The 17889-nt window shown below is 66.7% G+C and carries 17 protein-coding genes and 1 tRNA gene; 11 read left to right on the forward strand and 7 right to left on the reverse strand.

Annotation, left to right across the window (positions count from 1 at the left end; translation table 11 throughout):
- Positions 1 to 170: 170 nt before the first annotated feature.
- The 4 genes from N2L00_RS02150 to tmk form a co-directional block, all read right to left on the reverse strand.
- A tRNA-Thr gene (locus tag N2L00_RS02150) sits at positions 171 to 243 on the reverse strand.
- Positions 244 to 386: 143 nt separating this feature from the next.
- Positions 387 to 1952, reverse strand: coding sequence for an alpha/beta hydrolase (locus N2L00_RS02155; RefSeq protein ID WP_255863719.1), 1566 nt, complete (start codon positions 1950 to 1952; stop codon positions 387 to 389).
- 67 nt (positions 1953 to 2019) lie between these two features.
- Positions 2020 to 3162: a DNA polymerase III subunit delta' gene (locus N2L00_RS02160; protein ID WP_255767495.1), complete on the reverse strand. Its 1143-nt coding sequence runs from the start codon at positions 3160 to 3162 to the stop codon at positions 2020 to 2022.
- Entirely contained in the window at positions 3159 to 3806 is a 648-nt protein-coding gene (gene tmk, locus N2L00_RS02165) for a dTMP kinase (protein WP_255767496.1), read from the reverse strand. Before tmk ends, N2L00_RS02160 begins: the two co-directional genes overlap by 4 nt.
- 111 nt (positions 3807 to 3917) lie before the next feature.
- Between tmk and N2L00_RS02170 the strand changes: the two genes are divergently transcribed.
- Together N2L00_RS02170 and N2L00_RS02175 are read left to right on the forward strand one after the other, a co-directional pair.
- Complete coding sequence (locus N2L00_RS02170) at positions 3918 to 5063, forward strand: PLP-dependent aspartate aminotransferase family protein (protein ID WP_255863720.1); 1146 nt, start codon at positions 3918 to 3920, stop codon at positions 5061 to 5063.
- Between the two features lie 18 nt (positions 5064 to 5081).
- Positions 5082 to 5405, forward strand: a complete 324-nt coding sequence (locus N2L00_RS02175; RefSeq protein WP_255767514.1) for a DUF2516 family protein — start codon at positions 5082 to 5084, stop codon at positions 5403 to 5405.
- Between the two features lie 140 nt (positions 5406 to 5545).
- Here the strand turns inward: N2L00_RS02175 and N2L00_RS02180 are convergent, their stop codons facing one another.
- On the reverse strand, positions 5546 to 6307 hold the full coding sequence (locus tag N2L00_RS02180) for a class I SAM-dependent methyltransferase (protein ID WP_255863721.1): 762 nt from the start codon (positions 6305 to 6307) through the stop codon (positions 5546 to 5548).
- 361 nt (positions 6308 to 6668) lie between these two features.
- Between N2L00_RS02180 and N2L00_RS02185 the strand changes: the two genes are divergently transcribed.
- A complete protein-coding gene (locus tag N2L00_RS02185; RefSeq protein ID WP_255767498.1) occupies positions 6669 to 7421 on the forward strand; it encodes a phosphoglyceromutase in 753 nt (250 codons plus the stop codon).
- 99 nt (positions 7422 to 7520) lie between these two features.
- On the opposite strand, the gene phoU is transcribed toward N2L00_RS02185, so the two are convergent.
- Positions 7521 to 8183 (reverse strand): phosphate signaling complex protein PhoU, encoded by a 663-nt coding sequence (gene phoU, locus N2L00_RS02190; protein ID WP_227923793.1) that lies wholly within the window; start codon positions 8181 to 8183, stop codon positions 7521 to 7523.
- A 202-nt stretch (positions 8184 to 8385) separates the two neighbouring features.
- Between phoU and N2L00_RS02195 the strand changes: the two genes are divergently transcribed.
- Both N2L00_RS02195 and N2L00_RS02200 read left to right on the forward strand, forming a co-directional pair.
- Entirely contained in the window at positions 8386 to 9546 is a 1161-nt protein-coding gene (locus N2L00_RS02195) for a cell wall metabolism sensor histidine kinase WalK (protein ID WP_227934234.1), read from the forward strand.
- Positions 9543 to 10229, forward strand: a complete 687-nt coding sequence (locus N2L00_RS02200; protein WP_255863722.1) for a response regulator transcription factor — start codon at positions 9543 to 9545, stop codon at positions 10227 to 10229. Before N2L00_RS02195 ends, N2L00_RS02200 begins: the two co-directional genes overlap by 4 nt.
- Positions 10230 to 10304: 75 nt before the next feature.
- Here the strand turns inward: N2L00_RS02200 and N2L00_RS02205 are convergent, their stop codons facing one another.
- Positions 10305 to 10844 carry a hypothetical protein gene (locus N2L00_RS02205; RefSeq protein ID WP_255767502.1) on the reverse strand — a complete coding sequence of 180 codons (540 nt, stop codon included), beginning with the start codon at positions 10842 to 10844 and terminating at the stop codon, positions 10305 to 10307.
- 256 nt (positions 10845 to 11100) lie between these two features.
- Here N2L00_RS02205 and N2L00_RS02210 point away from each other — a divergent pair, with 256 nt between their 5' ends.
- The 6 genes from N2L00_RS02210 (at position 11101) to glgX (ending at position 17659) form a co-directional block, all read left to right on the forward strand.
- On the forward strand, positions 11101 to 11583 hold the full coding sequence (locus tag N2L00_RS02210) for a CarD family transcriptional regulator (protein WP_066300159.1): 483 nt from the start codon (positions 11101 to 11103) through the stop codon (positions 11581 to 11583).
- A gap of 87 nt (positions 11584 to 11670) precedes the next feature.
- The gene (gene ispD / locus N2L00_RS02215; protein WP_255767503.1) at positions 11671 to 12447 is read left to right on the forward strand and encodes a 2-C-methyl-D-erythritol 4-phosphate cytidylyltransferase; all 777 of its coding nucleotides are present in this window, start codon (positions 11671 to 11673) and stop codon (positions 12445 to 12447) included.
- Between the two features lies 1 nt (position 12448).
- Entirely contained in the window at positions 12449 to 12946 is a 498-nt protein-coding gene (gene ispF, locus N2L00_RS02220) for a 2-C-methyl-D-erythritol 2,4-cyclodiphosphate synthase (protein ID WP_255863723.1), read from the forward strand.
- A gap of 29 nt (positions 12947 to 12975) precedes the next feature.
- Complete coding sequence (gene cysS / locus N2L00_RS02225; RefSeq protein WP_255767505.1) at positions 12976 to 14400, forward strand: cysteine--tRNA ligase; 1425 nt, start codon at positions 12976 to 12978, stop codon at positions 14398 to 14400.
- Between the two features lie 81 nt (positions 14401 to 14481).
- Positions 14482 to 15486, forward strand: coding sequence for a 23S rRNA (guanosine(2251)-2'-O)-methyltransferase RlmB (rlmB, locus tag N2L00_RS02230; protein WP_255767506.1), 1005 nt, complete (start codon positions 14482 to 14484; stop codon positions 15484 to 15486).
- Between the two features lie 34 nt (positions 15487 to 15520).
- Positions 15521 to 17659 (forward strand): glycogen debranching protein GlgX, encoded by a 2139-nt coding sequence (gene glgX / locus N2L00_RS02235; protein WP_255767507.1) that lies wholly within the window; start codon positions 15521 to 15523, stop codon positions 17657 to 17659.
- Positions 17660 to 17889: the final 230 nt, after the last annotated feature.

Below are 17889 nucleotides of genomic sequence, written 5' to 3' on the forward strand. Positions count from 1 at the left end.
AAACCCTAAAGCCATCCGCAAGGAAACCGGAATTTCTGCGCAGCGTTTCCACAACCGGATCGGCTGCGCTGCTGTCGAAGACGTCCAGCGGGACCGCCGCGTCGTTGCCGTGGACAGGAAAGCAGAAAGCCCCCGGCACAAGATGCCGAGGGCTTTCTGGGGGGGTACTGAGCCTCCTGCCAGAATCGAACTGGCGACCTTCTCATTACGAGTGAGACGCTCTACCAACTGAGCTAAGGAGGCGGGCTTCAGCTGTCCGTTGCCGGGCAGAATCCACAAGGAACTACTTTATACGTCCCGGCGGTGCGGGTCAAAATGGCCGCGCATGACCGAGCCGTTCGGTGGCCGGCGGCAACGTCCCGCAGGGTCCGCCCCGGCCCCCGTGATCAGCAGACCACGTTGTCCTGCGGCACCGTTCCGTCCACGAAGTAGTCGTCCACCGTGTCTTCGATGCACTGGCTGCCGCGTCCGTACGCCGTATGTCCTTCGCCCTCCCACGTGACCAGTACCGCGGATTCGAGCTGTGCAGCGAGCGCCTGGGACCATTCATAGGGGGTGGCGGGATCCCCGGTGGTTCCAATCACCAGGAGGTCCGCCGCACCGGCAGCCTCAATGGGGTGCGGTTCATTCACCGGTCCGTGCGGCCACGCCTCGCAGGTGACCCCGCCGTAGGCCAGGTACTTGCCGATGGTGGGGGACGCCGCTTTAAGTTCCAGGGCGTCGGCGGCCATCTGCGCATCATCGCTGGTCATGGGATAGTCCAGGCAGTTGACCGCGTTGAATGCCACGGTGCTGTTGGACCGGTACGTGCCGTCTTCCGCACGGTCGGCACTGATGTCGGCCAGGCGGAGCATGTAGGTCGGGTCGCCGTCCAGGGCAGTCTCCAGGGCCTGCGAGAGCACCGGCCAGTTGCCGTCGTCGTACAGCGGGAGAATGAAGCCGCTGACAAAGGTGGAGATGGTGACAACCCGCCCGTCGGCTGCCGTCATCGGACTCGCCTCGACGGAGGCCAGCAGCTCCCGGATTGTTGCGATGCCTTCGTCGGCACTGCCTTCAAGCGGGCAGTTGCTGCCGGTCACGCAGTCCTCGACGTAGGCGCGGATGGCCTTTTCGAACGCCGCGGCCTGGCCGAGGGTGATTTCCTCGTTGGTGGAGGCGGGGTCCAGGGCTCCGTCGAGCACCAGCCGCCCCGTCTTGTCTGGGAACAGTTCGGCATAGCTGGCGCCGAGGTAGGTGCCGTAGGAGAAGCCGAGGTAGTTCAGCTTCTCGTCCCCGGCTATGGCCCGGAGGATGTCCATGTCGCGGGCAGCGCTGGCCGTGTCGACAAACCCAAGCAGCTCGCCGGTCTCTTCTGCACACGTATCGGCGAATTCCTTCGCGCTCAACCGCGAGGCGGTGAGCCCTTCGGGTGTGCTCGCGTCGATGTACTCGGCGCGGGCCTCATCCATTTCCTTGTCGCTCAGGCACTTCACCGGGGTGGAGCGGCCGACGCCGCGCGGGTCGAATCCGAGGATGTTGAAGTTCTCCCGCAGCCGGTCGCTGGTGACGTTTTCCAGCGACTGGAGTACCACGTCGTAACCGGATCCGCCCGGACCGCCCGGGTTGATGAGGATGGTGCCCTTGGCCTCCCCGTCGGCATCGGCCAGGATGGCTGACAATTCCACCGTCCCGGCGTCCGGGTCTGCGTAATTCATCGGGACCGTAATGGTGGCGCAGCGGAACTTCTCTTCGCACTCGGACCAGGTGACATCCTGGCTGTAGAACTCCTGCAGGTCCTCGGGCACGTCGCCAATCACGTCTGCCGGGGCGGTGGTGGAGGAGTCCCCGCCGCCGCTGCCTTCTGCGCCCGGTTCGGAGTCCGTGGTGCAGGCGGTGGAGGCCGCCAGCAGCACCACCGAGGCGGCGGCGGCGGCCAGCCGGGGGAAACGGCGGCGGGCAGTGGCGGTGGTCATTCTTACTCCTGGAGCGGCTAGGTGCGCGGACCAGCCGGGCTGGCGGAAGGCGGTGGATAACTGGACATTACAGCAGGCTCAGGGCCATCGCTTCGATGGCCAGCAACGGTGCCACATTCGTGGTCACCAGGCGGCGGCGCACGGTGTTGATCTCCTCCATGCGCATCAGGGTCTGTTCCGGAGAGCCGTACGCGGCAAACTCGTCCAGCTCCCGGCGGAGTCCCTCGTTCACGAGGGGGCCGGCACTGCCCAGCTGGATCATCAGCACGTCGCGGTAAAAGGAGAGCAGGTCAGTCAGCGCCCGGTCGAAATAGTCGTTCTTGGACCGCTTGGCCCGGCGCACCTGGTCTTCTTCGAGCCGTTTCACCTGGCTGCGCAGCGACGGCGGCAGGGTTCCGGTGGCGGGTGCGCCCAGGGAGGCGAGCAGTGCTTCCTTCTCGGCGGCGTCCCGCTGTTCAAAGGAACTGGTGGCTTCCGCTTCGGCCAGGGCCACGAGGTCCGCCGCGGCCTTCATGGCTCCGGAGACATTGCGCAGCGACAGGGGCAGCCGCACGATGCTTTCGCGGCGCTGCCGTGCGCCTTCGTCGGTGGCCAGGCGCTTGGCGACGCCGATGTGGCTCTGCGCGGCCCTCGCAGCATTGAGGGCCACGTCCGGGTCGATGCTGTCCCGCCGGATCAACAGTTCCGCTACATCCTCAACCGGCGGCAGCCGCAGCCCCACCGGACGGCACCTGGACCGGATGGTGACGAGGACATCGCCGGGGCTCGGGGCGCAGAGCAGCCAGATGGTCCGCGGCGGCGGCTCTTCAATGGCTTTGAGCAGCACGTTGGTGCTGCGCTCCTGCATCCGGTCGGCGTCCTCCACGATGATGACGCGCCAGCGGCCGGTGGACGGCTTGTCCTGGGCCTTCCGGACCAGTTCGCGGGCCTCATCGATGCTGATGGTGACCTTCTCCGTGGTGACGGAGGCGACGTCGGCGTGCGAGCCGGCCAGTACGGTCCGGCAGGCCTTGCACTCGCCGCAGCCCCGAAGCGCCGGGTCCTGCTGTTCGCAGACCAGTGCGGCAGCAAAAGCACGGGCGGCATTGGAACGGCCGGAACCGGGCGGGCCGGTGAACAGCCAGGCATGGTTGGGCCGGGCGTCCGCGGCACCGCGGCGCAACTGGGCCACTACCGGATCCTGCCCCTGCAGGTCATCCCACACGCTCACGGCAGCAGCTTTTCCACGCGCCGCAGGATGGTTTCGGCCAGTTCATCCACCGGACGGCCGGCGTCGAGCACCAGGTATCTCCCGGGAGCTGCCTGTGCGGCCTCAAGGAACGCCAGGCGGATCTGCAGGTGGAAGGCATCCGGTTCGGACTCGAGCCGGTCCTCGGCGGCGTCGCCGGCGGTGCGGCGGTCCCGGCCGCGTTCAGGATCGACGTCGAGCAGGACGGTGAGGTCCGGCTCCAAGCCTCCGGTAGCCCAGTCATTCAGTGTTCGGACAGCGTCCGTGCCGAGCTGCCGGCCGGCACCCTGGTACGCAATGGAACTGTCGACATAGCGGTCGCAGACCACCACGGTTCCGGCGGCGAGGGCCGGCTCGATGACCTGTTGGACGTGTGCGGCACGGGAGGCGGCGAAGATCAGCGCCTCGGTACGTGCGTCGATGTCGCCGTTGCCGTGTTCAAGCACCAGCGCGCGCAGCTGCTCGCCTACGGGGGTGCCGCCTGGTTCACGGGTGCGCAGGACCGTACGGCCGGTCTCCTGCAGTGCGGCGGCCAGCCGCTGCGCCTGGGTGGATTTCCCGGCACCGTCTCCGCCCTCCATGGCAATGAACAGGCCGCGGGTTTCGGGGAGATTAGAATTGCTCACCCGCCTAGCCTACCTAGTCCGGCTGGGAGGCCGGTGCGGCGGGCGAACGGTCACGGACACCGTCCGACGGCAGCGGCCGGCCGGTCCGTCCGGCGGTCTAGGCTGTTCCTTATGAGCCACATTCCGCAGCATGGGCACGCCGTTTCCCCCGATACCCTCGTTGTCTCCGCGGGCCGCCCTCCCCGCGAGCACGATGCCCCGGTGAATCCGCCCATCGTGCTGTCCTCTACCTACTTCGGCTCGGGCACGCCCGTTCCGGGGGAGCGCGGCTACGGCCGGTACTCCAACCCCACCTGGGATCCCTTCGAGCAGGCGCTCGCCGAGCTCGAAGGCGCTGACCTTCCCGCATTGGTCTTCGGCTCCGGGCTGGCGTCCGTGATGGCTGCCCTGTCCCTGGTTCCCGCCGGCGGTGTGGTGGTGATGCCGCGGCACAGCTACCAGGGATCATTGCTGCTGGCAGCGGAGGAGGCAGCGAACGGCCGGTTTTCCGTGCGCACCGTGGATATTGCCGAAACACAGGACGTCATAACGCAGCTCGACGGCGCTTCGCTGCTCTGGGTGGAGAGCCCCACGAATCCCATGCTGGAGGTTGCCGACATCGCGGCGCTGGCCGAGGCGGCGCACGCTGCCGGTGCGCTGGTGGTAGCGGACAACACGTTCTCCACGCCGCTGGTGACGCGGCCCCTGGAACTGGGCGCCGACGTCGTCGTCCACTCGGTGACGAAATACCTGGCCGGACACTCCGACGTCGTCCTGGGGGCGGCCGTGACATCCGACCCCGATCTGCGGGACCGCCTGCTCCGTTACCGCTCGCTGCACGGAGCCGTGGCCGGTCCGTTCGAAGTGTGGCTGGCACTGCGCGGCCTACGCACACTGGCTCTGCGGATGGAGCGCTCGCAGGCCACCGCCATGGAGCTAGCCCGCCGGCTGCAGGCACTTCCGCAGGTGGAAAACGTGCGTTATCCGGGCCTGCCCGGGGACCCGGGGCACCGCCGTGCCGCCGCGCAGATGTCGGGCTTTGGATCTGTCCTGTGCATCGAAGTTGCCGGCGGAGCCGCTGCGGCGGAGAAGGTCGCCGTAGCCGTGGAACTGTGGCTGCCGGCCACCTCGCTCGGCGGCGTGGAGTCGCTGATCGAACGGCGGCGCCGCCAGCCAGGGGAGCCGCACACCGTTCCGGAGGGGCTGCTGCGGCTTTCCGTTGGCATCGAGAATGTTGACGACCTCTGGAGGGACCTAGAGCGGGCACTTACACGGTAGGCTAGCGCTGTGGCCCTAATGATCATGATTCAGTACTACCTCTACCTGGTGCTCGGCATAGTGGCGCTGGGCATTGAGCTCTGGGCGCTGCTGGACTGTGCGCGGCGCAAGCCCGCCGACTTTGAGCGTGCCTACAAGCGGACCAAGGGATTCTGGCTGGGCCTCACGGGCGGAGCAGCCGCCGTCGGCGTGCTGTCTGCACTGGTGCCGTCACTGAGCCTGATCCTGTTCCAGCTGGCAGCCGTGATTGCGGCCTGCGTGTACCTCGCGGATGTGAAGCCTGCCATCGGCAGCTCCCGCGGCCGCGGCAACAGCAACCAGGGCCCGTACGGCCCCTGGTAGCCACCGATAAACCGCTGACTTTCAGTCCGCCCCGGACCGACCCTGCCAGGGTTGTCCGGGGCGGACCTCGTTAACCGGCGGTTCGGCGTTATCCGGCCGTTCGGCGCAGCCGTTCCGGTGGCGGGGTGGCGGGTTTGCGGTTACGAGGGCCGGACGGCGTCCCAGGCCACGGTGATTTCGCCCAGCCGCCACCGGGACGGCCCGGTCAGCAGGGGCACCCCGCCTGCCTTTAGCGCGCTGCACATCGCCAGCCAGCGATGCCGGTTGCCGTAGGAGGCCATCGGTGCGGCTTCCTCCCACGCCCGGTCCATGGCCTGGAGGAAAGCATGCACCCGCTCCCCGGGAACATTGCGGTGGATCAGCGCTTTGGGCAGGCGTTCGGCAACATCGGACGGGCGCTCGAACGCGCCGAACCGCAGCGAAATGCTCAGCGAAACCGGGCCGGAGGCGTCCATTTCCACCCAGGTGGCACGCCGGCCGATTTCGTCGCAGGTGCCGTCCACGAAAATCCCTCCCGGTGCCAGCCGCGAGCAGACCATGTCCCAGTGCTGCGCATAGTCCTCCTCCGCGTACTGGCGCAGCACGTTAAAGGCGCGGACCATCACCGGGCGGCGTCCGTCCACGGGCAGTTCGAAGCCGCCCTGGCGGAAGCTCAGGCCCTCTCGTTCCAGCGGTTTGGCCGCCAGGACGCGGGCCGGGTCGATTTCAATCCCCATGACTTCCACATCCGCCCGCACCCGCCCGAGGCGGCCATGGAGTTCGACGGCGGTGGTAGGCGCGGCGCCGTAACCCAGATCCACGATCAACGGATCAGCGGCCTGCCGCAGACGCCACCGTGCCGGTCCGGCCAGCCAGCGGTCCACCCGTCGGAGCCGGTTGGGATTTGTAGTGCCCCTGGTCACAGTTCCTACGGGTTTTAGCGGTTTTTGCACCACACAATGCTAGCGGGCGCAAGGGGATGCCCCTGACCGAGGGGGCCCCGAACCCGCGGGTGCCGGGACTCGATGGACGCCGGGGGTGCGGCTGAGCCGCAGCTTGTGGACGGAGGATCCCACCCAGTGGTGCGGCTGCGGCCAAAGGGGTCCCAGGAGAAACAGCAGCACCATCCGGTGGGATCCCGTGCACGCCGCCCGGAGGGTCCCCGCCTGATACCCGCGTCATCTGCTCAGTAGATTTCCGGCCCCGCGTTCGGGCCCCGCTCATCTGCCCGGCTAAAGGGCCGCCGCCCTCCCTGCCCGGTACGCACTCCGATACCATGCTTATATGACCTACAAACTGATCCTTCTGCGCCACGGGCAGAGTGAATGGAATGAAAAGAACCTCTTCACGGGCTGGGTGGACGTGGATCTGACGGACCTCGGACGTGAGGAAGCCCTCCGCGGCGGGCAGCTGCTGGTTGAGAACAACGTTCTCCCGGACATCCTCTACACCTCCCGGCTCCAGCGGGCCATCAACACGGCGAACCTGGCCCTGGGCGCGGCTGACCGCATCTGGATCGACGTCAAGCGCAGCTGGCGCCTGAACGAGCGGCACTACGGCGCACTGCAGGGCAAGGACAAGGCACAGACCCTGGCCGAGTACGGCGAGGAACAGTTCATGCTCTGGCGCCGTTCCTACGACACCCCGCCGCCGCCCCTGCCGGATGACAGTGATTTCTCCCAGGCCCACGATCCCCGTTACGCGGACCTGGCCCCCGATGAACTGCCGCGCACCGAGTGCCTCAAGGACGTCCTGGAACGGTTCCTGCCGTACTGGGAGTCGGACATCTCCAAGGACATCCGTACCGGCAAGACGGTGATGATTGCCGCGCACGGCAACTCCCTGCGTGCGCTGGTCAAGCATCTGGACGGGATCAGCGACGCCGATATCGCCGCCGTGAACATCCCCACCGGCATCCCGCTGGTGTACGAACTCGATGAGGACCTGAAGCCGGTCAAGGCCGGCGGAACCTACCTCGATCCTGAGGCCGCCGCCGCTTCCATCAAGGCCGTGGCGAACCAGGGCAAGAAGAAGTAGCACCTGCGGCCGGCGGCATTAATCCCGGCCATGAGAAAGGGCGGTCCCCACGCGGGGACCGCCCTTTTATGCTCTAAGCCGGTAGCTGAGTCGCCGCCGCTACACGCCTGACTCGGACAGCGGATGCCATTCACCGGTAACGAGGTAGTTGACCTTGCGGGTGACGGAAACCCCGTGGTCCGCAAAGCGCTCGAAGTAGCGGCTGGCGAGGGTCAGGTCCACCGTGCTCACGGCGGGAACGTTCCAGTCCGGGGAGGCAATGGACTTGAAAACCCCGGCGTGCAGTTCGTTGATCCGGCTGTTGGCCTCGTAGATGTCCTTGCTCATCTCCAGGTTGCGCGTCTCCAGCAGTTCGGTCAGCTGTTCGGAAATGCGGATGTCCAGCTGCGCCATCTCGCGGAAGGTCTGCACCATGTTGTCCGGCACCACGTTGGCCGGGTACCGCAGGCGCGCCAGCTGGGCTATGTGCCGGGCCAGGTCACCCATGCGTTCCAGCGAGGCGCTCATGCGCAGTGATCCGACGATCATGCGCAGGTCACTGGCAACCGGCCCCTGCAGGGCGAGAACGTCGATGGCACGCTCATCCAGGTCATTCTGCAGGAAGTCGATCCGCGCGTCTGCAGCGATGACGTCCTGCGCGAGTTCGATATCGGCGCCTTCAAAGGCGAGCGTCGCTTTGCGCATCGCCTCCGTTACCAGCTGGGATATCTGGGTCAGTTCTTCACCGATTTGATGAAGCTCGGCCTGGAAAACCTTGCGCACTGAAGGGTCCTCTCAAAAGCGGGTGGATCGTATGGGATCTGCGGAACGGTGCGGCCCGGCGCTTCCTGCGCCTACGGCCGCTCCTGCAGGATGTCAGTCGGGGGTGAACCACACTGGCCCCTTAGATGAACGTTAGTTTAACGAATGGTCCAAAGCCACCGGCTTTCCTTCCCGGTCTCGAAGACCGGCCTAAGCTATGAGAGTGAATCCTGTACTGCTGGCCTTGCTGGCCGGCCTCCTCGGCCTGGCTGTTGGTGCTTTCGGTGTTCTCGCGTACGGGGCCAGCCAGCGCCAGCGGCGGGAGTTGGCCGAGATCTCCGAGCCGACCGTCCCCGAGGGTGCTGCGGAAGTGCTCGGCGTCATTGGTCGCGCCTACATTGTTGCCGATGCCATTGACGGCGTTGTCCGGGCCAGTCCCGGTGCCTACGCGTTCGGCCTGGTGCGCGGGCACACCATCGTCAATGACCGGCTGCTGGACCTGTGCGCCAGGGTACGCCGCGACGGCGTCATCGAGGAGGCCAGGCTGGAGCTTCCCCGGGGTCCGCTCGGTGAGGGGTCCCTCATTCTGCAGGTCCGGGTGGCGACGGTGGGGGAGGAATATGTGCTGATCCTGGCCGACGACCGGACGGAGATCACCCGCACCGAGGAAGTCCGCCACGACTTCGTTGCGAATGTTTCCCACGAACTCAAGACGCCGGTGGGCGCCATCTCGCTGCTCTCCGAAGCCCTGGACGACGCCGCCGGCGACGAAGAAGCGGTCCGCCGGTTCGCCAAACGGATGCACCGGGAATCCGCCCGCCTCACCGCCCTGGTCCAGGACATCATCGAACTGTCCCGGCTGCAGAGCACTGACATCGTGGACCGTGCCAAACCGGTGGACGTGAACCGGATTCTCGAGGACGCCGTCGAAGCCAACCGGCTGAACGCCGAGAGTAAGAACATCGAGGTACTCGTGGGTGGCAGGTCGGATGCGGCGGTTTACGGTGACGCCCCCATGTTGACCACCGCTTTCCGGAACCTGATCGACAATGCCATCCGCTATTCGCCCGAGGGCAGCAGGGTGGGGATCGGACTGCAGTCCCGCAACGGCATGGCCCAGGTGGCCGTAACCGACCAGGGTCCCGGCATCGCTCCCGAAGAACAGGAACGGGTGTTTGAACGGTTCTACCGGATCGATTCCGCCCGTTCGAGGCACACGGGCGGAACCGGTCTGGGCCTGAGTATCGTCAAACACGTGGTGGCCAACCACGGCGGCGAGGTGGACCTGTGGTCCCGCCCGGGGCACGGATCCACCTTCACCGTGCGGCTGCCCGAGATGGACGCCGCAGATATCCGCGAATCGAAACAGGGAGCTACCGCTTGACCCGGATTCTGATTGTCGAAGACGAGGAGTCCTTCAGCGATCCCCTTTCCTATCTGCTGGCCCGGGAGGGATTCGACGTTGGCGTCGTGGACAACGGCACCGACGCCGTCGCCGCCTTTGAACAGTCGGGCGCGGACCTGATCCTGCTGGACCTGATGCTCCCCGGGCTCTCCGGCACGGAGGTCTGCCGCCGGATCCGCCAACGTTCGGATGTCCCGGTCATTATGCTGACCGCACGGGATGCGGAAATCGACAAGGTGGTCGGCCTCGAGATCGGCGCTGATGACTACGTCACCAAGCCGTATTCCTCGCGCGAGCTGCTGGCCCGGGTGCGCGCGGTGCTCCGGCGCCGCGGGGAAGGAGCGGGAGCGGACTTTGCCGGTGCTGCGCTGGAAGCAGGGCCGGTGCGCATGGACATTGACCGGCACGTGGTGCAGGTCAACGGAACCAGCGTGCCCTTCCCGCTGAAGGAGTTCGAGCTGCTGGAGCTGCTCCTGCGGAACTCCGGCCGGGTCCTGACCCGCGGGCAACTGATCGAACGGGTCTGGGGAGCAGATTATGTGGGTGACACCAAGACCCTCGATGTCCATGTCAAACGGCTGCGCGCAAAGATCGAGGCGGATTCCTCCGCGCCCCGGCACCTGGTGACCGTACGCGGGCTGGGCTATAAGTTCGAGGCCTGATCCGGGGCAGGGTGCGAAAAAGGGCCGGCGCCGCAGCGCCGGCCCTTTCGGGTTCTACGGAGATATCCGGTCCTGCTAGTGGCCCTCGCCGGAGGTGCCGGACTCGGTGGTTTCAACCGGTCGCGGCGTGTACTCGGACCCTGTCGGCAGGTACGGGCGGTAATCCGGCTGGTCACCGTTGACCACGGGAATGTTCAGGTCCTTGGTTTCTTCGTTGAGGGCCAGTTCGGCGCTGATGCCGGTGCCGGGCTCCTGCCGGACGGTGGCGACAGTGACGTTTTCCTCGTCCTCGTCCTCGAAGACGACCTTGCCGCCCGCCGGCAGCGTCCAGGACAGGGGCGTGCCGCCGATGTCGAGGGAGAACCGCTGTGCCTGGTCGGAGTCGTTGAGTACGGTGCCGATGAGCCGGCCGGGTTCCCCGGAGCCGTTGCTGACCACGAGGATGTTGCGCAGCTGCAGGTCGGCAACGTTCTCCGCGATGCCGTCCGAAGGCGAGTACTGAATGGTGGTTGCCTGCTCGTTCACAGCGCTGCAGCCTGCCGTTCCCAGCATGGCAAGCGCGATGACACCGGCCGCAGCGGTGCGCCGGACCCGGTTCTTGGGTGTGAATCTCACAGCACAAACTCCTGAAGTATTGCGGTCTAGCGACCTGAGGCTATCTTTGCTGCCTAGCCTATCGGCAAATCAGCGAAAAACAGGATTCTTGGGCGGGCGCGGAGGGTGGTTCCTGAGGAGTAGAGATGCTCGTGAAGTACCCGTGAAAGGCGGAATACTACCTACACCGGAGCCCATCCAGTACCTGACCTGCGAAAACTCTACTCGGCGTGTCGCATCTCTGATAAACTGAGCCCCGGGAAAGGGGAAAGACCACATGGTTTTTGAGGTTGGCGAAACAGTAGTTTATCCTCACCACGGTGCCGCGAAGATCGAAGAGATCAAGATGCGAACCATCAAGGGCGAAGAGAAAATGTATCTCAAGCTTAAGGTGGCCCAGGGTGATCTGACCATAGAAGTACCGGCTGAGAACGTCGACCTCGTTGGGGTGCGCGATGTAGTGGGCAAGGAAGGCCTGGAGCACGTCTTTGACGTCCTGCGCGCCGAGCTCACTGAAGAGCCCACTAACTGGTCGCGCCGATACAAGGCAAACCTGGAAAAGCTTGCGTCAGGCGATGTCGTCAAGGTAGCGGAAGTTGTCCGCGATCTCTGGCGCCGCGACCATGACCGCGGGCTGTCCGCCGGCGAGAAGCGAATGCTCGCGAAGGCACGCCAGATCCTGATTTCGGAACTGGCGCTTGCTGAAAAGACGGATGAAGACCAGGCAGCGGCCGTGCTCGACGAAGTCCTCGCGAGCTAGGCAGCCAAGCCAGTTTCACTGATTGCCGGTCCTTCGGGGCCGGCAATCAGTGTTTAAGCGCCAGCCCGCTGGCATTAGGCTGGAACGGTGTCCACTACCCCTTCCCGCCCGCCGCGGATCGGCGTCGTCGTTGTAGCCGGAGGATCCGGCCAGCGGCTTGGCTACGGCATGCCCAAGGCCCAGGTTCCGCTTGCCGGGGAGCCCATGCTCGTCCACGCCCTCCGCGCCGTCCAATCCGCCGATATCGCCGCCGCCATTGCCGTCGCCGTGCCGGCCGGTGACACCGTGATGCGCAGCATCTGTGACCGGTTCCCGGCCCCTGTCCAAGCGGTCGACGGCGGAGCCACCCGACCCGAATCCGTCCGGGCTGCGCTGAAGGCGCTGCCCGCGGACCTGGACGCGGTGCTGGTCCACGACGCAGCCCGTGCGCTGACGCCGCCGGAGGTGTTCCACCGCGTGGCAGCAGCACTGGCTGCGGGTGCCTCGGCGGTCATTCCTGCCATACCGGTGGTGGATACCGTCAAGGACACGGCACCCGTGCCGGCTGCCGAGGCGGCGGCCTCCGGGACCTCCTCGGTCGCCGCGCGCCTTGTCACCGGGACGCCCGACCGTTCCCGGCTGCGTGCCGTGCAGACCCCGCAGGGCTTCGACGCGGCCCTGCTCCGCCGGGCCCACGACGCGGCTCTCTCCTTCGACACGGCCACGGCAGCGGCCGTCACCGACGACGCCATGCTCGTGGAGTCCCTGGGGGCCGAGGTCTACGTGGTCGAAGGTTCACAGCTGTCCCTGAAAATCACCACTCCGCTGGACCTGGTGCTCGCGGAAGCGATCCTGGCCGGCGGGCACCACCGCCAGGAGGACTGAAATGGCCCTGCCACGCACCGGAATCGGCGTCGATGTACACGCCTTCGCGCCCGACGACGCACCGCGGCCGCTCTGGGTAGCCGGCCTTCAGTGGGAAGGCGAGCGGGGCCTGGCCGGGCACTCCGACGGCGATCCGGTGGCCCACGCCGCCGCAGACGCACTGTTCTCGGCTGCCGGGCTGGGGGATCTGGGGACCCACTTCGGCACCGACCGGCCGGAATACGCCGGCGCTGCAGGGATAGTACTCCTCGGCGAGGCTGCCCGCATTGTGCGGGCGGCGGGTTTCGAGATCGGCAACATCGCCGTGCAGCTGATCGGCAACCGGCCCAAGTTCAGTCCCCGCCGGGCCGAGGCTGAAGCGGTCCTGAGTGCAGCTGCCGGCGCGCCGGTCAGCGTATCCGCCACCACCACCGACCACCTGGGCTTCACCGGCCGCGGCGAGGGGATCGCCGCGGTGGCTACCGCCGTCGTCGCTGCCGCTGCAACGGCCGCTGACTGAGGGCGCACGGTTTCGGCTAGCCTAGAGCAGTGAGCTTGAGATTCTATGACACCGCAACAGCGCAGGTCCGGGACTTCGTTCCCCTGGTTGAAGGCAAGGCCAGCCTCTACTACTGCGGTGCCACCGTGCAGGGGCTCCCGCACGTAGGGCACATCCGCTCCGCCATCGCCTTTGACCAGCTCACCCGCTGGCTGCGTTACCGCGGGCTGCAGGTCACCGTGGTCCGCAATGTGACGGATATTGACGACAAGATCCTGGCCAAGGCAGCCGACTCCGTGGGCGCCGAACCGGCTCCCGGCGTCGTCCCGGACGAACCCTGGTGGGCGCTGGCCTACCGGTTCGAGCAGGAGTTCGCCAAGGCCTACGACACGCTCGGCGTCCAGCGACCCACCTACGAACCGCGCGCCACGGGACACATCCCGGAGATGCATGCGCTGATTGCGGCCCTGATCGAGCGCGGACACGCCTACCCGGCCCTGGACGCTTCCGGCGACGTGTACTTCGATGTGCGCTCCTGGCAGAAGTACGGGTCGCTGACCCGCCAGAACATCGATGACATGCAGGCAGCGCCCGACGCCGGCCCCCGGGGCAAGCGTGATCCGCGGGACTTCGCGCTGTGGAAGGGGCATAAGGAGGGCGAGCCGGAGACCGCGTCCTGGGACAGCCCCTGGGGCCGCGGACGCCCGGGCTGGCACCTGGAGTGCTCCGCCATGGTCACCAAGTACCTCGGTACCGAGTTCGATATCCACGGCGGCGGGCTGGACCTGCGCTTCCCGCACCACGAGAACGAGATGGCGCAGTCCCAGGCCGCGGGCCACGGCTTCGCGAACTTCTGGATGCACAACGGCATGGTCACCTTCGAGGGCGAGAAGATGTCCAAGTCCATCGGCAACACCATCAGCCCGACTCAAATGCTGGAGCAGGCCACCCCCCGCGTGGTCCGGTATTACCTGGGCCAGGCCCATTACCGTTCGGTGCTGGACTACCGGCCGACGTCCCTTCAGGAGGCGGCCGCCGCCGTCGAGCGTATCGACGGGTTCCTTGCCAAGGCTGCTGCGAAGGTCGACGCCGCGCCCGCCGCGGTTCCGGATGCCTTCGCCGCCGCCATGGACGATGACCTGAATGTTCCCCAGGCCCTGGCCGTGCTGCATGAAACCGTGCGCGCCGGTAACACGGCCCTTGCCGCCGGCGACAATGAAACCGTTCAGCGCGCGCTGGGACAGGTGCGGGCGATGACCTCCGTCCTGGGCCTGGACGACGCGACGGACGCCGCAGCGCAGTCCGGTCCCGCCGACGCCGCACTGGACGCCCTGGTGCAGGACCGGCTCGCCGAACGGAACGCTGCGCGGGCCGCAAAGGACTGGGCCCGGGCCGACGCGATCCGCGATTCGCTGGCTGCCGCCGGCATCACCGTGGAGGACGGCGCCGACGGCGTTACATGGAGTGTCGCCTGAGTCCAGCAGCGGTGTCCGCCAACCCGGCCGCGGACTGCGTAAACTGGAAGTGAATGCTTTCTTCTAGTAAAGGTGTAACCGATGGCCAACAATGGACGTCCCGGCGCAATGCGCAAAGCCAAGAAGGGCCCCAGCGGCGGTACCGGCGGGCTCGGCCGCAAGGCCCTCGAGGGCAAGGGCCCCACACCCAAGGCTGAAGAACGCCCGTACCACAAGGCGTTCAAGAGCAAGCAGCTTGCTGAGCGGTCCGCAGCCAAGCACGGCGACGCCAAGCGCGGCGATGCCCGTGCCGGCGGCCGCAGCGGCACCAACGTCCGCGGCAAGGTGGCTGAGGAAGTCGTTACCGGCCGCAACTCCGTCGTGGAAGCGCTGCGCGCGGGCATCCCGGCGAAGGCACTGCACGTTGCCGTCCGTATCGACATGGATGACCGGGTCCGGGAATCCCTGAAGATGGCGGCCGAACGCGGCCTGCCGGTGATGGAAACGCACAAGCCCGAGCTGGACCGCATGACCAACGAGGCCGTGCACCAGGGCCTTGTCCTGCAGATCCCGCCGTACGAGTACGCCGACCCCACCGACCTCGCCTCTGAGACCCTTGAGGCCTGGAAGAAGGGCCACATCCGCAACGCGCCGCTCTTCGTCGCCCTGGACGGCATCACCGATCCGCGCAACCTCGGCGCGATCATCCGGTCTGCCTCGGCCTTCAGTGCACACGGCGTCGTCGTTCCGGAACGCCGGGCCGTGGGCGTCACCGCCTCGGCGTGGAAGACCAGCGCCGGTGCTGCCGTCCGCGTCCCCGTGGCACGTGCCGGCAACCTGAACAACACACTCAAGACGTTCAAGAAGATGGGTATTTTCGTCCTGGGCCTGGACGGCGACGGCGATGTATCGCTTCCCGCCATCGTGCTGGCCAAGGAACCGATCTGCATCGTGGTGGGTTCCGAGGGGAAGGGCCTGTCCCGCCTGGTCCGGGAGAACTGCGACCAGATTGTCTCCATCCCCATCGACTCCGCCATGGAGTCGCTCAACGCGTCCATGGCCGTCGGCATCACCCTGTACGAAATCTCCCGGCAGCGTTCCTCCTAATCCGGGCCGGGGTCACCGGCAGCAAAGGGCGTACATGGAACACGTGATCGGCGGAACCACCGCGGGCAGCGCCTCGAAGCGGGACTCGCGGCCCTTGCCGCTAGGCGTCAGGCACACCGTTTCAGGTGTGCCTGACATCCCTGATGCCGTCAATGTCTCCGTTTACGCCCCGGGCCTGCCCGCCGTCGATGTGTACTACGAGACGGCTCCCGGCCACTGGTCCACGGCCCCGCTGACGGACACTGTCCTCGGGATCCACCACGGCCGGGTGTACGGCCTGCGGCCCGGAAGCCGCTACGGCTTCTGGCCGCGGGGCCGGTCCCTTCCGGCAGAGCCTGGCAGCTTCCAGCTGTTGCTGGACCCCTACGGGCGCGGCATCGAAGCGGATCCGGTGCAGGGGAGCCAGGTCTATTACTCGGTGTACACCGCCGGGGACTTTGACTGGGGCACCGTCCGCCGTCCCCATACCCCCTGGCGGGACACCGTCATCTATGAGGCCCATGTTCGGGGCCAGACCATGCTGCATCCCGGGATTCCGGAAGAGCTCCGGGGCACCTACGCCGGCATGGGGCACCCGGTGATGGTCCAGTACCTGCAGGACCTGGGCATCACTGCGGTGGAACTGCTGCCGGTGCATTTCCATGCCGACGAACTGCACCTGCAGGAGCTGGGGCTGGCAAATTACTGGGGTTACAACACACTCGGGTTCTTCGCCCCGCATGATGCCTACGCCACGCGGGCCGCGCGGGAAGCCGGCGCCCAGGCGGTGCAGGATGAGCTCAAGGGGATGGTGAAGTCCCTTCACGAGGCCGGCATCGAAGTCCTGCTGGACGTGGTGTACAACCACACGGCCGAGGGTGAGCCCGACCAGCCCGCGCTGAGCTGGCGCGGACTGGGAGACGAAACCTATTACCGGCACGGCCCGGACGGTGGGTACGTAGACACCACGGGCTGCGGAAACACCCTGGACTTCAGCGAACCCCGGATCATCCAGCTGGCGCTGGACTCCCTGCGCTACTGGGTGCAGGAGTACCACGTGGACGGTTTCCGCTTCGACCTCGCCCCCTCGCTCTGCCGCGGCGCAGACGGCCGGTTCGATCCGAGGCACCCTTTCCTCGTAGCAGTGGCAGCCGACTCCGTGCTGCAGGACGTAAAGCTGATCTCGGAGCCGTGGGACGTGGGGCCGGACGGCTGGCAAACCGGCCGGTTCCCGCAGGGCTGGGCCGACTGGAACGACCACTTCCGCGACATTGTCCGGGACTTTTGGCTTCGCGGCCAAGCGGACGTTGCCGCGGGGCGGGAAGGAGGTTCCCTGGCGCGGCTGGCGGGTGCATTGGCCGGTTCCGCCGAACTCTTCGTCCACTCCGGCCGGACACCGCTGGCCTCGATCAACTTTGTCACGGCCCACGACGGGTTCACCCTCTCCGACCTGACCATGTTCGAGCGCAAGCACAACGAAGCCAACGGTGAAGAAAACCGGGACGGCACGGGAGAAAACCGCAGCTACAACCACGGCATGGAGGGACCCACGGACGATGAACGGATCAACGCTGCCCGGAGCCTGACTGCCCGGAACCTGATGGCTACGCTCACCATGTCCCTGGGCGTGCCCATGCTCACGGCCGGAGACGAAATCGGCCGGAGCCAGCGCGGGAACAACAATGCGTACTGCCAGGACAACGAGCTCTCCTGGCTGAACTGGAACCTCGACGACGCCGCGCAACGCATGCTCTCGACCACCCGTGAGCTGCTGCGCCTGCGCCGCGAATATCTCGCCAGCCAGCCGTACCGCTTCCCGGCCGACCGCCGGCAGTCCTTCCTGCTCTGGTTCGATCAGGAGGGAAAGCCCATGACACCGGAACAGTGGAGCGATCCCGCCACCCGTGTGGTGCAGGTCCTGATCGGCTCCGGAGACGGTTCGCTGAACGGGTTGATGGTCCTCAACGGCACGCTGTCCGACGTCGAAGTCCGGCTTCCGGACGCACCGACGGTCCGCAGCGCGGCCGCCGAAACGGGCAACGGTTTCGAGGACATTTCTGCCCCTGGTGAATCTTCCGGATACGAACTCGTCTTCTCCACCGCTTCGGATCCGGGGGAGCGCCGGGGCCAAATCCGTCCGTCGGGCACCACCGATCTCGTTCCTGCGAACTCGATCAGCCTCTACCGCGCCTGAGCACTGAGATCAGCCGCCATCGAGGGGCAACGGCAACGATCCGTCCCACGTTAGGTGAGGAAGGCCTCTGGCCGGCTCCGGCCGTCCCACGTTAGGTGCGGAACGCCACCAATCCGCTCCGGACGTTCCGGGTTAGGCGGCTTTAATAATTCCCGCGAGCTCTGCGAGCGGGGATTTTCGTTGCCGCCGTTCCGGAACGCCCGGCGCGGACACCAAGGCGCGGCCACCAG

The organism is Arthrobacter sp. zg-Y1171 (assembly GCF_025244845.1).
In the GTDB taxonomy this organism is placed as follows: domain Bacteria; phylum Actinomycetota; class Actinomycetes; order Actinomycetales; family Micrococcaceae; genus Arthrobacter_B.

Bases quoted from the DNA above. Each gene is read 5' to 3' on its own strand.
- N2L00_RS02155 (WP_255863719.1), bottom strand. From the start codon at position 1,952: ATGACCACCGCCACTGCCCGCCGCCGTTTCCCCCGGCTGGCCGCCGCC.
- N2L00_RS02170 (WP_255863720.1), top strand. From the start codon at position 3,918: ATGAGCCACATTCCGCAGCATGGGCACGCCGTTTCCCCCGATACCCTC.
- N2L00_RS02175 (WP_255767514.1), top strand. From the start codon at position 5,082: ATGATCATGATTCAGTACTACCTCTACCTGGTGCTCGGCATAGTGGCG.
- N2L00_RS02185 (WP_255767498.1), top strand. From the start codon at position 6,669: ATGACCTACAAACTGATCCTTCTGCGCCACGGGCAGAGTGAATGGAAT.
- N2L00_RS02210 (WP_066300159.1), top strand. From the start codon at position 11,101: ATGGTTTTTGAGGTTGGCGAAACAGTAGTTTATCCTCACCACGGTGCC.
- ispF (WP_255863723.1), top strand. From the start codon at position 12,449: ATGGCCCTGCCACGCACCGGAATCGGCGTCGATGTACACGCCTTCGCG.
- rlmB (WP_255767506.1), top strand. From the start codon at position 14,482: ATGGCCAACAATGGACGTCCCGGCGCAATGCGCAAAGCCAAGAAGGGC.
- glgX (WP_255767507.1), top strand. From the start codon at position 15,521: ATGGAACACGTGATCGGCGGAACCACCGCGGGCAGCGCCTCGAAGCGG.